General features: G+C 67.9%; 13 protein-coding genes and 1 other RNA gene. 7 read left to right on the top strand and 7 right to left on the bottom strand.

What is annotated here, in order from left to right; genetic code table 11:
* Positions 1-6: 6 nt before the first annotated feature.
* Positions 7-453: a division/cell wall cluster transcriptional repressor MraZ gene (gene mraZ / locus ACCQ12_RS04085; RefSeq protein WP_003485296.1), complete on the bottom strand. Its 447-nt coding sequence runs from the start codon at positions 451-453 to the stop codon at positions 7-9.
* A 323-nt stretch (positions 454-776) separates the two neighbouring features.
* On the opposite strand from mraZ, the gene ACCQ12_RS04080 reads away from it, so the two are divergent.
* The 3 genes from ACCQ12_RS04080 to ACCQ12_RS04070 are packed head-to-tail and all read left to right on the top strand — an operon-like array spanning position 777 to position 2,159.
* Positions 777-1,544 carry an NRDE family protein gene (locus tag ACCQ12_RS04080; protein WP_372383012.1) on the top strand — a complete coding sequence of 256 codons (768 nt, stop codon included), beginning with the start codon at positions 777-779 and terminating at the stop codon, positions 1,542-1,544.
* 49 nt (positions 1,545-1,593) lie between these two features.
* Positions 1,594-1,845 carry a type II toxin-antitoxin system CcdA family antitoxin gene (locus tag ACCQ12_RS04075; protein WP_047697619.1) on the top strand — a complete coding sequence of 84 codons (252 nt, stop codon included), beginning with the start codon at positions 1,594-1,596 and terminating at the stop codon, positions 1,843-1,845.
* The gene (locus tag ACCQ12_RS04070; RefSeq protein WP_372383011.1) at positions 1,842-2,159 is read left to right on the top strand and encodes a CcdB family protein; all 318 of its coding nucleotides are present in this window, start codon (positions 1,842-1,844) and stop codon (positions 2,157-2,159) included. The genes ACCQ12_RS04075 and ACCQ12_RS04070 overlap by 4 nt, the downstream gene beginning before the upstream one ends.
* An 859-nt stretch (positions 2,160-3,018) precedes the next feature.
* On the opposite strand, the gene rnpB is transcribed toward ACCQ12_RS04070, so the two are convergent.
* Positions 3,019-3,445, bottom strand: an RNA gene (rnpB, locus tag ACCQ12_RS04065) — RNase P RNA component class A.
* 146 nt (positions 3,446-3,591) lie between these two features.
* A complete protein-coding gene (gene rsmI, locus ACCQ12_RS04060; protein WP_047697623.1) occupies positions 3,592-4,413 on the bottom strand; it encodes a 16S rRNA (cytidine(1402)-2'-O)-methyltransferase in 822 nt (273 codons plus the stop codon).
* An 82-nt stretch (positions 4,414-4,495) separates the two neighbouring features.
* Here rsmI and ACCQ12_RS04055 point away from each other — a divergent pair, with 82 nt between their 5' ends.
* From ACCQ12_RS04055 to ACCQ12_RS04040, 4 genes are read left to right on the top strand one after another with little or no spacing between them, the layout of a single operon-like run.
* Complete coding sequence (locus ACCQ12_RS04055) at positions 4,496-6,226, top strand: penicillin-binding protein activator (protein ID WP_372383010.1); 1,731 nt, start codon at positions 4,496-4,498, stop codon at positions 6,224-6,226.
* Between the two features lie 4 nt (positions 6,227-6,230).
* Positions 6,231-6,599 carry a YraN family protein gene (locus ACCQ12_RS04050; RefSeq protein WP_372383009.1) on the top strand — a complete coding sequence of 123 codons (369 nt, stop codon included), beginning with the start codon at positions 6,231-6,233 and terminating at the stop codon, positions 6,597-6,599.
* A 41-nt stretch (positions 6,600-6,640) separates the two neighbouring features.
* Positions 6,641-7,180: a metal-dependent hydrolase gene (locus ACCQ12_RS04045; protein ID WP_372383008.1), complete on the top strand. Its 540-nt coding sequence runs from the start codon at positions 6,641-6,643 to the stop codon at positions 7,178-7,180.
* A complete protein-coding gene (locus ACCQ12_RS04040) occupies positions 7,177-8,565 on the top strand; it encodes an FAD-binding oxidoreductase (protein WP_372383007.1) in 1,389 nt (462 codons plus the stop codon). The genes ACCQ12_RS04045 and ACCQ12_RS04040 overlap by 4 nt, the downstream gene beginning before the upstream one ends.
* Before the next feature lie 203 nt (positions 8,566-8,768).
* Here ACCQ12_RS04040 and ACCQ12_RS04035 read toward each other — a convergent pair whose 3' ends face one another.
* From ACCQ12_RS04035 to kdpB, 4 genes are read right to left on the bottom strand one after another with little or no spacing between them, the layout of a single operon-like run.
* Positions 8,769-9,485, bottom strand: coding sequence for a response regulator (locus ACCQ12_RS04035; RefSeq protein WP_179453703.1), 717 nt, complete (start codon positions 9,483-9,485; stop codon positions 8,769-8,771).
* Positions 9,475-12,135, bottom strand: a complete 2,661-nt coding sequence (locus ACCQ12_RS04030) for a DUF4118 domain-containing protein (RefSeq protein ID WP_166750291.1) — start codon at positions 12,133-12,135, stop codon at positions 9,475-9,477. Before ACCQ12_RS04030 ends, ACCQ12_RS04035 begins: the two co-directional genes overlap by 11 nt.
* Before the next feature lie 57 nt (positions 12,136-12,192).
* Complete coding sequence (gene kdpC / locus ACCQ12_RS04025; protein WP_166743904.1) at positions 12,193-12,843, bottom strand: potassium-transporting ATPase subunit KdpC; 651 nt, start codon at positions 12,841-12,843, stop codon at positions 12,193-12,195.
* A 3-nt stretch (positions 12,844-12,846) separates the two neighbouring features.
* Positions 12,847-14,895: a potassium-transporting ATPase subunit KdpB gene (kdpB, locus tag ACCQ12_RS04020; protein ID WP_372383006.1), complete on the bottom strand. Its 2,049-nt coding sequence runs from the start codon at positions 14,893-14,895 to the stop codon at positions 12,847-12,849.
* Between the last annotated feature and the right edge of the window lie 5 nt (positions 14,896-14,900).

Here is a 14,900-nt window from a genome sequence, read left to right as displayed (position 1 = left end):
CCCGGCTCACAACCTGAGATCGAGCAATTCATCGCCCAGATCCCCGTCAGACAGTGTCTGCTGGATCAGTGCGCGATGTGCCTGCTCGCTCCAGAGTTCGAACTTGTCGCCCATGCCCAGCAGCACGGCCTTTTTTTCGATGCCGACCGCGTTGCGATGGCTGGCCGGGATGCTCAGACGGCCATTGGCGTCCAGCTCCAGCACGGCCGAGGAACCCACCAGTTTCTGCTGCAGCGTGCGGACCACGCGCTGGGTGTTGGGCTTGGACATCACATCGTCGCGCACCCGCTCCCACTCCTTCTCCGCGTACAGCCACAGGCAACCGGCTTCGAACGGGTTGTAGGTGAGTACCAGGCGGTTGCCGCTCACGCGCGCGACCAGGTCGCGATATGCGGTTGGCACCGCCATGCGTCCCTTGTCGTCCACCGTGATGGCAGTCTCGCCCTGAAACACCGAATGCAACCTCGAATACCCGCTGGGGGATCATTGAACCACGAAAAACCACAAAACACCTGGTTTTCCCTCCGATGCCCACCTTAGCAGCGCGTCAAAGGTTGTCAACAGTTTTCCGGGTCATAAATCGCCAGTCGCATCAATGAGTTGCAGCACTCTTTAGAGACTTGTTCAAAGCTTATCCACAAGTTGCTGTTTCGTCTCAGATTTTGAGATTGAACGAAAGTTCAGGGGCGTGAAGGGCATGTAAACCCGACCCTCGTCTCACTTCACATTGCGCCAGCTGCATATCTCAACTGCGCAAAGAGAGGACAATCGATGCCATGTGCCTGGTCGCTCTCGCCTGGAAAACCCACCCGCGCTGGCGCCTGCTGCTGGCCGGCAACCGCGATGAATTCCACGAGCGTCCCACTGCGGCCCTGGCGCGCTGGGCCGCACCGGCCGACGGCGTGCTGGCCGGTCGCGACCTGCGCTCGGGCGGCAGCTGGGTCGGGCTGGGCAGCGATGGCCGTGTCGCGGTGGTGACCAATGTGCGCGACCCGCTGGCCAGCAGTTCGGGACGCTCGCGCGGACATCTGATTGCCGACTACCTGAGCGGCACCCTGGATGCCCGCGCCTACGCGGGCGACCTGGCCGCCGCGGCGCACGAGTTCCCACCGTTCAACCTGCTGCTGTGCGATGCAGAGCACTGCGAGCACCTCAGCAACCATCCGCCGCTGGCGCGCCACCTGGCACCCGGTATCCACGGCATGTCCAACGGGCCGCTGGACGCGCACTGGCCCAAGACCAATGCCCTGACCGATGCCCTGCGCGCCTGGTGCGAGGACGCCAGCGGCGATCTGCAGCCGCTGTGGACGGCCCTGGGCAACCCGGACACTGCGCCCGACCACGCCCTTCCCCACACCGGCGTGGACCTGGCCACCGAGCGCCTGCTCTCGGCGGCGTTTATCAGTGGCGCCAGCTACGGCACCCGCGCCAGTACGATCGTTGCCGTGGACCACCAAGGCCGCGGCTTCATCCACGAACGCCGCTTCGGCCCGAACGGCATCTTCCAAGGCGAAACACGGCTGGACATCGCTGGCACGCATTGACAGCCCAGAATCATGCGCATAGCGTGCGCATGACCGCAGGAGGCCCGTCATGAGCCGTTATTACGATAGCTCCGCACCCAAAAAACCCCTCAACCTGACCATCAATGCCGACCTGGCCGCCCAGGCCCGCGCCATGACCGGCAACCTGTCGGCAAAGGTGGAGGAACTGCTGGCCGAGTACGTGACGAAGGAGCGCGACAGCCACAGCGCCCGGGCGATGGAGTTGCAACGCGCCGCAAGCGAATGGAAGGCCTTCACCGACGCGCACGGCGCCTTCGCCGACGAGTTCTCCACCCTGTGACCGACCAGTTCGATATCTACGCCAACGTCGGACGCAACAAGAACATTCCTTATGTTGTGGCCGTCCAATCGAAAATCTTCGATGCCTCCCCCCGCCGCGTCGTCGTACCGTTGGTCATCGCCTCCGCGCACTCCCCGACCCCCTCCCGCTTCACCCCCGAATTCGTCGTCGCCGGCCAGCGCGTCGTGCTGCAACCACTGGAAATGACCTCGGTACCGCTCTCGGTACTCACCCACCCGGCGGGTTCGTTGAGGGACGAAGGGCAACGCATCGTCGACGCCCTGGACGAGCTGTTCACCCGCTCGTTCGGTTAGGTAGCACGCTGGCAACTGCAGCGTGAGCGAGACGCCCATGACGCAGATCGCGGCAGGTTGCGCACGCAGAAGCATCCACTGATCCAGCATCTCAGCGCTTGACGCCCGATTTGCCGCCATGACGCCAGAGCGAAAAGCTCGCCCCCATCCGCCCTTCGGGCACCTTCCCCCGCAAGCGGTGGAAGGGAGCCGAGCACCTATCGCTGCATGCGGTGAAAGGGAGTTGATCCAGGTCACGTGCAGGCACCCTGGCCAACCACTTATCTGCAAGCCCCCTTGAGTCAAGGGAGCGCGGCGACAGCCGCGGGGGATGTGGCATGCCCGGAGCGGGACCTGCGTTGTGTACCGCTACAGGCGGCACGAAATGCTGCCCCCATCCGCCCTTCGGGCACCTTCCCCCGCAAGCGGTGGAAGGGAGCCGAGCATCTATCGCTGCATGCGGTGGAAGGGAGTCGATCCAGGTTACGTGCAGGCACCGCGGCCAACCACTTATCTGCAAGCCCCCTGAGTCAAGGGAGTGCGGCGACAGCCGCGGGGCATGTGGCATGCCCGGAGCGGGACCTGCGTTGTATACCGCTGCAGGCGGCACGGCATGCTGGCCCCCATCCGCCCTTCGGGCACCTTCCCCCGCAAGCGGTGGAAGGGAGCCAAGCACCTACCGCTGCAAGCGGTGGAAGGGAGTTGATCACTTGGTGCGCAGTGCCCCGGCCAACCACCTATCTGCAAGCCCCCTTGAGTCAAGGGGGCGCGGCGACAGCCGCGGGGGATGTGGCATGCCCGGAGCGGGACCCGCGTTTTGTACCGCCGTAGGCGGTACGAAACGTGGGCACCTTAGCTTTGGGCGATGCCCAAAGCAAGGCGGCGGAGCCGGCCGATAAGCCGGGTTCTGTCGTGGACAGTCATTCGTCTAGGCGCTACGTCACCGCAGCGCTCAAGCAACCTACCCGGATCCAGCGCGGGCCACGCCAATGGATCCCTATTTGGTCTTGCTCCAGGTGGGGTTTGCCGTGCCGGTCCGTTACCGGACTCGCGGTGCGCTCTTACCGCACCATTTCACCCTTACCGGCCCCTCGCCACCCCTCTGCAGCCTCCGAACGCAATTGGCGATGCTGCGCATCGCCGACATGCTTCAGTGGCGGCAGAGGGGTGACGAGGGACGTAGGCGGTATCTTTCTGTTGCACTTTCCGTCGGCTTGCGCCGCCCAGGCGTTACCTGGCACCTTGCCCTATGGAGCCCGGACTTTCCTCGGCACTCTTGCGAGTGACGCGACTGTCTGGCCGACTCCGCCGGGGCGCATTCTACGCTATCGCCGCCATGCGAAACGGCACGGCGATTTCAAGCTGACCATTGCTTTGTAGGAGCGCACCCGGGCGCGAGAGGCGGTACCGACCAACCACCGTCGCTTCCAGGCATGCTCCTGCGAGGACCGCATCAGCCGCCATACAACGCCTTGCGCGGCGCGCCGGTCAGCTCGGCGGCGAGCTTGGCCGCAGTGGACGGCGGCAGGTGTTCGGCGAGCTTGGCGTAGACGCGGCGGCCTTCGGCGAGCTGGCCGTCGGCGGCGTCGGCGGCGCCTTGCACCATCACCACGAACTCGCCTTTGCGCTGGTTGTCGTCGGCTTCGACCCGGGCCTGCAGCTCGGCCAGGCTGCCGTCGAGCACGGTTTCGAACAGCTTGGTCAGCTCGCGGGCGATCACGGCCGGTCGGTCATCGCCGAAGGCAAGGCGCAGGTCGGCCAGCGACTCGACGATGCGGTGGGACGACTCGTAGAACACCAGGGTGCGGGTCTCGCCGGCCAGCCGCGCCAGGCGTTCGCGGCGCGCGGCGCTCTTGGCCGGCAGGAAGCCTTCGAAGCCGAAGCGGTCGCTGGGCAGGCCGGCCACGCTCAGCGCGGCGATCGCCGCGCAGGCGCCCGGCACCGGGCTGACCTTGATGCCGGCAGCACGGGCGGCGCGCACCAGCTTGAAACCCGGGTCGCTGACCAGCGGGGTGCCGGCGTCGCTGACGATGGCCAGCGATTCGCCCTCGCCCAGGCGCGCCACGATGCGCTCGGACATCGCTTCTTCGTTGTGGTCGTGCAGGGCCAGCAGCGGGCGGTCGATACCGAAATGGCTGAGCAATTGCCGGGTGTGGCGGGTGTCTTCGGCGCAGATCGCGGCCACGCCACGCAGCACCTCCTGCGCGCGCGGCGACAGGTCGGCCAGGTTGCCGATCGGCGTGGCGACCACGTGCAGGGTTCCAGGGGACGTCATCAGCGGTCTTCCGGGGGCAAAGGGTAGAATCGTAGCGGTTTTCAACGGGCCGCCCAGGCGGCCCCTGTCCAATGGATCTGAAATGAACAAGCGTGTTGCAAGGATCTCCGCCCTGTCGCTGCTGGTGATGCTGGCCGCCGGCTGCGCCACCAGCAGCGTGACCCAGACCGCCTCGCCCACGCAGAGCGCGGCGCTGGCGCTGCTGGACCAGGGCAAGCCGCGCGATGCGGCGCAGCAGCTGGAAGCCGAAGCCGCCGGTGCCAGTGGCGCGCAGCGCAGCCGGCTGCTGGCTGCCGCCGCGTTCGGCTGGCACGACGCCGGCGACGATGCGCGTGCCCGCACGCTGCTGGCGCAGGTCAACGCGCGCCATCTCAGCGGCGAAGAGCGTGCCCGCTTCGGGCTGCTCACCGGCGAGCTGGCGGTGCTCGACAAGCAGGGCGCGCAGGCGTTGGAGGCGTTGGGCGACAGCCCGCACGGATTGCCGCAGCCGCTGCAGACGCGCTGGCTGGTGGCCCACGCCGCCGCACTGGAAGCCACCGGCGACCTGTTCGGCGCCGCCGCCGACCGCGCGCGCGCCGATGCCAGCCTGACCGGCACCGCGCGCAGCGACAACCAGCGCGCCATCGTGCGCCTGCTGGCCGCACTGGACGATGCCACCCTCAAGGGCCGCACCGCCGCGCTGCCGGCCGGCGACCCGCTGTACAACTTTGCCGGCCGCGCGTTGATCAGCCGCGGGCTGGGGCTGCCGCGCGCGTTCGAGCGCGATGCGCAGTGGGGCTTCGACACCAGCAAGCGCCCGCCCGCCGAGCGCGATGGCTACCGCCCACCGGTCAAGCTGGGTGTGCTGTTACCGCTTACCGGCAGCCTGGCCACCGCTTCAGCCCCGGTGCGCGACGGCCTGCTGGCTGGCTATTACGCCGAGACCCGCCGCCGCCCGGAAGTGCAATTCTTCGACACCGCCGGCACTGCGGCCGGTGCCAATGCCGCCTACGACAAAGCGGTGAGCGCCGGTGTCGATTACGTGGTCGGCCCCTTGGGCCGCGATGAAGTGAGCGCCCTGTTCGCACGCGGCCAGCTCGCCGTGCCGGTGCTGGCGCTCAACCGCCCCACCGACAACAAGGCGCCGCCCACCGGCAGTGCCGGCTTCTCGCTGGCGCCGGAAGACGACGGCATCATGGCCGCCGAATACCTGCTCTCGCGCGAGCGCCGCAACGTGCTGATCGTCGGCACCAGCGACGACAACGGCAAGCGCACCATCAAGGCCTTCCGCGACCGTTTCAGCGAACGCGGCGGCACGGTGGCCGGCAGCATCAGCGTGGCCGATGCGCCGGGCGACATCGGCGCGCAATTGCGTAACTACGGCACCGCCGATGCGGTGTTCCTGGCGGTACGCGGCAACACCGCGCGTGCGCTGGCCCCACAGCTGGCGCTGAGCGGGTTTGCCGGCAAGTCGCGCGTGGGCACCTCGCAGCTGGTGGCCGGTACCGGCAAGGTCGAAGACGACCTGGCACTGGACGGCATCGTCTACCCGAGCGAAACCTGGACTGCGCTCGGTGTCTCCGGTCTTCCGGCAGCCAGCCAGGTGGCCAGCACCCTGCCCAGCGCACGCGGCCCGGCCGCCCGCCTGTTCGCGTTCGGCTACGACGCCTGGAAGATCAGCGCGTATCTGGAGAAACTCGCCACCGGCACCGACGGCGGCCTGCGCGGCGCCACCGGCACCCTGCATCTGGATGGCTTCGGCAATGTGTTGCGCACGCCGGCCTGGTCCACCTTCAACGGTGGCCGCCCGACGCCGATCGCCGACGGCCGCTGAGGCCATGCCGGCTGCGCGTCAGCGGCGCGGTGCGGCAGTGGAAGCGGCTGCACGCGTCATGCTGGAGCAGGCCGGTCTGCGGCTGGTGGTGAGTAATGCCAACTACCGCGGCGGCGAACTGGATCTGGTGATGCGCGACGGGCAATCGCTGGTGTTTGTGGAAGTGCGTTACCGGCGCGACGACCGCTTCGGCGGCGGCGCGGCTTCGGTGGATGTGCGCAAGCGCCGCAAGCTGGTACTGGCCGCGCAATTGTTTCTTGTCCATCACCCCGCGCTGGCGGCGCTGCCGTGCCGCTTCGATGTGGTCGACGCCAGGGGCGAACCGCCGGTGTTGCACTGGATCCGCGACGCGTTCCGCGCCGACGATTGCTGACCACGCCCGACGCTCGCTACCCACGCCATTACCGACGTTCGATGCCGACCATCATGACCCACGCTGCGGTGCCGCTGGCGCTCTGGTGCGCCAGTGAACGCGGCCGCGTCTCGCCACGCCTGCTGGCTGCCGGTGTGCTGGCGGCGATGCTGCCCGACACCGACGTGGCGGCGTTTGCGTTGCACATCCCGTATGCCGACGCGTTCGGCCATCGCGGTGCCAGCCACTCGCTGTTGTTCGCCGCAGTGATGGCGTTGCTCGGGGGCGCGGCGCATCGCCTGCTGCGTGCCGATGCCGTGCAGGCGGCTGTGTTTTTGTTCGTCTGCGCCGCATCGCACCCGTTGCTGGATGCGCTGACCTCCGGCGGCCTGGGCGTGGCACTGGGCTGGCCGTGGGACCAGACACGCTGGTTCGCACCGTGGCGGCCCATTCGCGTGTCGCCGTTCGCCAGCGGCTTCTTCAACGCGCGCGGCCCGGACACGCTGCGCTCCGAGCTGCGCTGGGTCTGGCTGCCGCTCACCGTCGCCGTGCTGGGCTGGAGATGCATCCAGCGCACGCCACCAAAGGATCAGATGCGATGACCGACGTACTTCCCGCTGCACTGGCCGATCTGCTGGCCGCGCGCCTCGGTGCCGAGGGCTGGTTGACAGGCGACGATGCGCGCCGCCGCTATGGCGAAGACGATTCGCGCCGCTGGGCATTGCCCGCCGCCGTCGCCTTGCCGCGCGATACTGCAGATGTGGTGGCGATTGTGCAGGCCTGCCGCGCGCACAGCGTGCCGATCGTGGCGCGCGGCGCCGGCACCGGCACCACCGGCGCGGCGGTGCCGTTTTCCGGCGGCGTGGTGGTGTCGATGGCGCGCATGAATCGCATCGTTGCGTTGCGCCCGGAAGACCGCTGCGCCGTGGTGCAGCCCGGCGTGCTCAATGGCGACCTGCAACAGGCGTTGCAGCCGCACGGCCTGTTCTGGCCGCCGGACCCCTCCAGTGCGGAGATCTGTAGCGTCGGCGGCAATCTATCCACCAACGCCGGCGGCCCGCGCGCGGTGAAGTACGGCGCCACCCGCGACAACGTGCTTGGCCTGGTGGCGGTGACCGGCACCGGCGAGGTGATCCGCTGCGGCGGCGCATACACCAAGAATTCCACCGGCTACGACCTCACCCATCTATTGGTAGGCAGTGAAGGCACCCTGGCGATCATCGTCGAAGCGACCTTGAAACTGACGCCACGCGCCATCGCACAAGCCGGCTTGCGCGCGCTGTACCGCGATGCGTCCAGCGCTGCGGCCGCGGTGTCGCGCATCATGGCGCAGCCGACCACGCCGACCATGCTGGAATTCATGGATGCCAGTGCCATTGCACTGCTACGCCGCAATGGCAGCGATGTGCCCGACGCCGGCGCCATGTTGCTGATCGAAGCCGACGGCGATTACGACACCCTGCCTTACGCATTGCAGGCACTGCATGACGCCGCCAATGGCGAGGGCGTGCTGAGTCTGGACATCGCCGCCGACGGCAGCGCGCGCGACAAATTGTGGGCTGCGCGCCGCGCGCTGTCGCCCGCACTACGCACGATCAAGCCCGGCAAGATCAATGAAGACGTTGTGGTGCCGGTGTCGCGCATTCCCGCGCTGGTGGCCGGCGTGGAAGCGCTTGCTGCGGAATTCGCGCTGCCCATCGTCGCCTTCGGCCACGCAGGCAACGGCAACCTGCACGTCAACATCATGTACGACCCGGCCGATGCCAGCGAAGACGCACGCGCGCACGCGGCATTGCCGCGGCTGTTCGCATTGGTGCTGTCGCTGGAAGGCACGCTCTCCGGCGAACACGGCATCGGCGTGGCCAAGCGCGATTTCATGACGCAGGCGTTCAGCGCACCCACACTGGCGGCGATGCGCGCGATCAAGGCCGCGCTGGATCCGGATGGGATCCTGAATCCGGGCAAGGTGCTGCCGCCGCTGGAATGAGGTTGCGCGCCTGCGACACTGCAGCGCGTACCGGCAAGCGCGGAGCTATGCGCTCGCGATGCACACGGCGTCCGTGTTGGTGCCGCTATCGACGCACCACACTGCGCCGCTCGCATCGGCTCACTCGCAGTGACAGCACCGGGAAAGACGCCACCTTGCTGCTTGCAGCAACTTGGCGCGGCAGGGATGGCAGTACACCTGCCTCAGCGCGTCACACCGATAAAGCGTAGCCCCACGCCGGGTTCGGTGACGATGTAGTGCGGATCGGCGGCATCGTCGTGCAGTTTCTGGCGCAGTTTGCCGACCAGGATGCGCAGGTAGTGGGTGTCTTCTTCGTGTGTGGGACCCCACACTTCGCGTAGCAGTTGCGGCTGGGTAACCACGCGGCCTGCGTGCTTGAGCAGCAATGCGAGCAAGGCGTATTCCTTGCGACTCAGCGGCACGGGCTCGCCTGCCAGCGTGACTTCGCGCAGGCCCAGATGGATATGCAGGCGGCCATCGTCGAACACGCTTTCTTCCACCGTGCTGCCGGCGCCGGCCTGGCGCAGCAAGGCGCGGATGCGTGCCATCAGTTCCTGCACGCCGAACGGTTTGGTCACGTAATCGTTGGCGCCGGCGTCGAGGGCGGCGACCTTTTCGGTTTCGCCGGCGCGCACGGTGAGCATGATCACCGGCACGCTTGACCACTGGCGGATTTCGCGCAGCACCTCGTGCCCATCGCGGTCGGGCAGACCGATGTCCAGCACCACCAGTTCGGCGCCCTGCCCGGCCAGCGTGGCCAGGCCTTCTTCGGCGGTGCCGGCCTGCAGCACGCGGTAGCCCTGCGCACGCAGGCTGATGTCCAGAAAGCGACGGATCTGCGGCTCGTCGTCGACGATCAGCACGCGGGCGGGCGGGATGGCAGTAGTGTCAGTCGGCATCGGGGCGAGGTGGCGCGGCAGGGACGAGCAACGGCAGCGTAATGCGGATCGTGGTGCCGTGACCATGTGCGCCGGCCAATGCCTGCACGCTGCCGCCATGCGCGCCGATCATGCCCTGGCAGATGGCAAGGCCCAGCCCGGTGCCGTTGCGCCCGCGGTCGCCGCGCTCCACGCTGTAGAACATGTCGAAGATGCGCGCGCGTTCGTCCTCGGGAATGCCCGGGCCCTGGTCGCCGATATCGATCTGAAGAGCGCCGGCACGCAGCTGTGCATGCACGGTGACCGGCACGCCGGGCGGCGAAAATTTCGCCGCATTCTCCAGCACGTTGAAGATGGCCTGTTCGACCAGCGCCGGGTGTACCCAGATGGCCGGCAGCTCGGCCGCCAGATCCAGTTGCAGGCGCACTTCCGGCTGGTAGCGCTGCAGGCGGCGGGTGGCCGAGCCGATCAACTCGTCCACGCCGATCCAGTCGCGATTCAAGGTGAGCCCGGTGTGGCCGAGCTTGGTCATGTCGAGCAGGTTCTGGATATAGCGATCCAGCCGCTCGCCTTCGAGCTGGATGGTGTCGAGCAGCGCGTGGCGATCCTGCGCGTCCATCGCATCGCCGTAGCTGGCCAGGCTGCTGGCCGAGCCGATCATCGAGGCCAGCGGCGAGCGCAGATCGTGCGAGACCGACGACAGCAAGGCCGAGCGCAGCCGCTCGGTTTCGCCGCTGACGCGCGCGCCTTCCAGATCGGCCACCAGGCGCGTGCGCAGCGCGGCCTGCCCGATGTCTTCCACCATCGCTTCGGCCAGGCGGCGTTGCTCCAGGCCGGGCCGCTGTACGGCCTGCCGAAAGCGCAGCGCGGCCACGCCCAGGGTGCCCCGCTCGTGGCGCACCGGCAGGCACCACCACTGCGCGCCGGCCAGGGTGTCGGTGAAACGGCCAGCCGGTTGGCCATGGCGTTGGGTCCAGTCTGCCGCGCTGCGATCGAGCGCACCGAAGCTGGTGGGCACCTCGCTTTCGCGCTGCTCCAGGCGCAGCCAGACCTCGGCATCCAGCGCGGTGGCCAGGGCGCGACGGCCGGCTTCGAGCACCTGGCCCAGATCGGCGGCGGTGCTGAGCTGGCGGCCCAGCGCTTGCAGCGCGTTGGCGTGCGCATTGGCCGCGCGCAAGGCCAGCACCTGGCTGCGCAGGCGCGAGGCCAGCCGGCCGGCGACCAGCGCGGCAATCAGGAACAAACACACCGTCACCACGCCCTGGCGCGCGCTGATGTGCAGGGTGAAGCGCGGCTCGATGAAGAAGAAGTTGTAGGCGACAAAACTCAGCAGCGCCGCGATCACGGCGGCCGCCATGCGCGTGCGCGATGCCACCAACACCACCGCCACGATGAACACCATCGACAGGTCGTCGATGTCGGTCCAGCGCTGCAGCAACCACGCCACCGCCACCGCGCCTGCCGCAGCGATTGCGGCGAACGCCAGGTCGTAGCGTTGCAGCCATTGGCGTGGGTTACGCCAGCGCTGCCGCGCGCGTGCGCGCGCATCGGCGGAGCTGACGATGACCAGCTCGTAATGCGCGCCACGTTGCAGCAGTTGCTGGGTCAGGGTGCGGTTGAACATGCGCGCCAGCGGGCGTTCGCGGGTGCGCCCCAGCACCAGGGTGGAGATGCCGTTTTGCGCGGCGAAATCCAGCAAGGCGTCGGCGACATTGGCGCCATGCAGCAGCGCGGTATCGCCGCCGAGGCGGCGCGTGAGCGCGAAGGCGCGGTCGATCTCCAGCTGCCAGTGGGCATCGGCCACGGTGCGTGTCTGCACCGTCACCACCGTCCAGGGCGCATCGCGCCGTTCCGACAGCCGCCGCGCCACCCGCACCAGATAATCCGAGCTGCCACGCCCGTCGATGGCCACCACCACGCGGCGCCGCAACGCAGCGGTGCCGGGCAAGCCGCGTGCGGCCTGGGTGTCGCGCAGATCGCTGTCGACACGGTCGGCGGCGGTCTGCATCGCCAGCTCGCGCAATGCAGTGAGGTTGGAAGGCGAGAAAAACGCCTGCAGCGCCTGCGTGGCCTGTTCGGGCAGATACACCTTGCCCTGCTGCAGGCGCTCGATCAGTTCGCGTGGCGGCAGGTCCACCAGCACGATATCGCGCAGGCGGTCGAACACCGCATCGGGCACCGTTTCGGACACGCGAACACCGGTGATGCGCAGCACGATGTCGTTGAGGCTTTCCAGGTGCTGGATGTTGACCGTGGTATAGACGTCGATCCCGGCATCGAGCAGTTCCACGATGTCCTGCCAGCGCCGCTCGTGGCGGCTGCCCGGCACATTGCGGTGGGCCAGCTCGTCGATCAGCGCCAGCTGCGGCTTGCGCGCCAGCAGTGCATCCAGGTCCAGTTCTTCCAGCACCCTCCCCTGATAGCTCACGCGGGCGCGCGGCAGCAGCGGCAAGCCGTCCAGCAAGGCGGCCGTTTCACTACGCCCGTGGGTTTCCACCACCCCGGCCACCACATCCATGCCCTGGCGCAGCCGCTCGCGCGCCCGCGACAACATGGCGTAGGTCTTGCCCACGCCGGGTGCGGCGCCCAGGAACACCGTCAGGCGCCCGCCGTGTTCGCGCTGTAATTCGCCGATCAGCGCGTCGGCTTGCTGGGTGCGGGCGTCGGGCATGGAGGCCGGGATTGGAGATTGGTGATTGGAGATTCGTAAAGGCTACAAGCATCGCTTCTAGTGCGGGTGCTTTGCTTCGCCGTCGCTTCCAGCTTCGCCACTTCCCGCCGCATCCAATGCGAGGTTCAGCGCCAGCACATTCACTCGCGGCTGGCCGAGCAGGCCGAACTGGGGTGGCTCGATAGCAGCCTGCAGCAGCGCGCTGACGCGTGGTTCCGGCCAGCCGCGGGCGGCGGCGATGCGGCGCACCTGCACCTGTGCGCCGGCAGGGCTCAGGTGCGGGTCCAGGCCGCTGCCGGACTGGGTCAGCAGTTCGCCGGGCACTGCGTCCGGGGCGATGCCGTCGCGCGCGGCGACCTCGGCCCGGGTGGCGGCAATGCGCGCCTGCAGGTCCGGGTTGGAGCGCGCCTGGTTGCTGCCGGCGGCGGCGGTGAGGTCGTACTTGGCCGCCGACGGGCGCGGCTGAAAGTAGCGCGCATCGCTGAAGGGCTGGGCGACCAGGGCCGACCCGATCACGCGCGTGTCCTGGCGCAGCAGCGAGCCGTGCGCCTGGGCCGGAAACAGCGCACCGGTGATGCCGGTGGCGATCAGCGAGTAGGCCAGGCCTAATCCCAACAAGATAAACAGCGCCAGCACGATCGATGCGCGTACTGCGCCGTCATCGCGCAAGGGCAGTGTGGTGGCAGTGGTGATGGAAGATGTGGTCATGGCTCAGGCACCCAGGGTGGCGGCAAGCGCCAGGTCGATCAATTTGATGGCGGCAAACGGCAGCAGCACGCCGCCCAGCCCGTAGATCAGCATGTTCCGGCGCAACAACGCGGTGGCGCTGGACGGACGAAACCGCACGCCGCGCAAGGCCAGCGGAATCAACGCCGGAATGATCAGGGCATTGAAGATCAACGCTGCCAGCACCGCGTGACGTGGGCTCGATAGCTGCATCACGTTGAGCGCGGCCATCGACGGGATGGCGGCGGCAAACAGCGCCGGCAGGATCGCGAAATACTTGGACACATCGTTGGCCAGCGAGAACGTGGTCAACGCGCCGCGCGTGATCAGTTGCTGCTTGCCCACTTCCACCACCGCCAGCAGCTTGGCCGGATCCGAATCCAGGTCCACCATGTTGCCGGCCTCCTTGGCCGCCTGCGTGCCGGAGTTCATCGCCAGGCCCACGTCGGCCTGGGCAAGCGCCGGTGCATCGTTGGTGCCGTCGCCGACCATCGCCACCAGCCGCCCACCGGCCTGCTCGGCGCGGATGCGGGCCAGCTTGTCTTCCGGGCGCGCCTGGGCGATGTAGTCGTCCACGCCGGCTTCGGCGGCAATGGCAGCGGCGGTGAGCGGGTTGTCGCCGGTGATCATTACCGTCTTGATGCCCATCGCACGCAGCTGCGCGAACTTTTCCTTGATGCCCTGCTTGACCACATCGCTCAGTTCGACCACACCGAGTACATGCCGGCCTTCGGCCACCACCAGCGGGGTGGCACCGCCACGTGCGACTTCTTCGATACGCCCGTGCAATTCCGGCGACACCGTGGCGCCCATGCCCTGCACATACGCCACGATGGAATCGCCGGCGCCTTTGCGGATAGTGCGCCCAGCAAGATCCACACCGGACATGCGCGTCTGCGCAGTGAAGGCGATGAAATGTGCACCCTCGGGCTCGACCGCCACGGCACCTTGCTGACGCGCCAGCTTGACGATGGATTTGCCTTCCGGCGTCGGATCGGCCAACGAGGCCAGCATCGCCGCATCGCGCAGTTGCGCACGGTCGATGCCGGCCAACGGATGAAACGCAGTGGCCTGCCGATCGCCGTAGGTGATGGTGCCGGTCTTGTCGAGCAGCAACACATCCACGTCGCCGGCCACCTCCACTGCCTTGCCGGATTTGGCCAGCACATTGGCCGACAGCGCGCGGTTCATGCCGGCAATGCCGATCGCCGGCAACAAGCCACCGATGGTGGTCGGGATCAGGCACACCAGCAGTGCGATCAGCAGCAACGGATCCAGCGTGACGCCGACGAACCCGGCAATCGCCGGCAACGAGGCCACCACGATCAGGAAGGTCAGCGTCATCGCGGCCAGCAACAAGGTCAGCGCGATTTCGTTGGGCGTCTTCTGCCGGTTGGCGCCTTCCACCAGCGCGATCATGCGATCCAGGAAACTCTGGCCGGGTTCGGCGGTGACCTTGAACACGATCTCGTCGGAGAGCACGCGCGTGCCGCCGATCACACCGCTGCGGTCGGTGCCCGCCTCGCGCAGCACCGGTGCCGATTCGCCGGTCACCGCTGCTTCGTTGATCGTTGCAACGCCACGCACGATCTCGCCATCGGCCGGTACGAATTCGCCTTCGGACACCATCACATAATCGCCCGGCCGCAGCTCGGCGGCGGGCACGCGCGTCTCGCGCCCGCCCAGTGCGGTTTCCATCCGGCGTGCCACCAGATCCTTGCGCGCACGCCGCAACGAGGCGGCCTGGCCGCGGCCACGCGCTTCTGCAATGGCCTCGGCGAAATTGCCGAACAACACGGTGACGAACAGGATCGCCGTCACCGCCCAGCCGAAGCCTGCATTGCCATGCCCGCTGGCGGTGATCACCGCGGCCAGCAACGTGCCGCCCATCACCACCGCCATCACCGGGCTGCGCAGCAGATGCCGCGGCGACAGCTTGATGAAGGCCGCGCGCATCGCCGCCATCAGCACGGTAGCGTCGAACAACGCCGCGTCGCCGCGCGCGCGTTTTTCAGTCGTATCGATCGTAGACATTGCTC

This window comes from Xanthomonas sp. NCPPB 1068, from assembly GCF_041479385.2.
GTDB lineage: Bacteria > Pseudomonadota > Gammaproteobacteria > Xanthomonadales > Xanthomonadaceae > Xanthomonas > Xanthomonas cannabis.
Note: the sequence above shows the minus strand (reverse complement) of the source record. Positions and strands in the feature narration are given on the sequence as shown.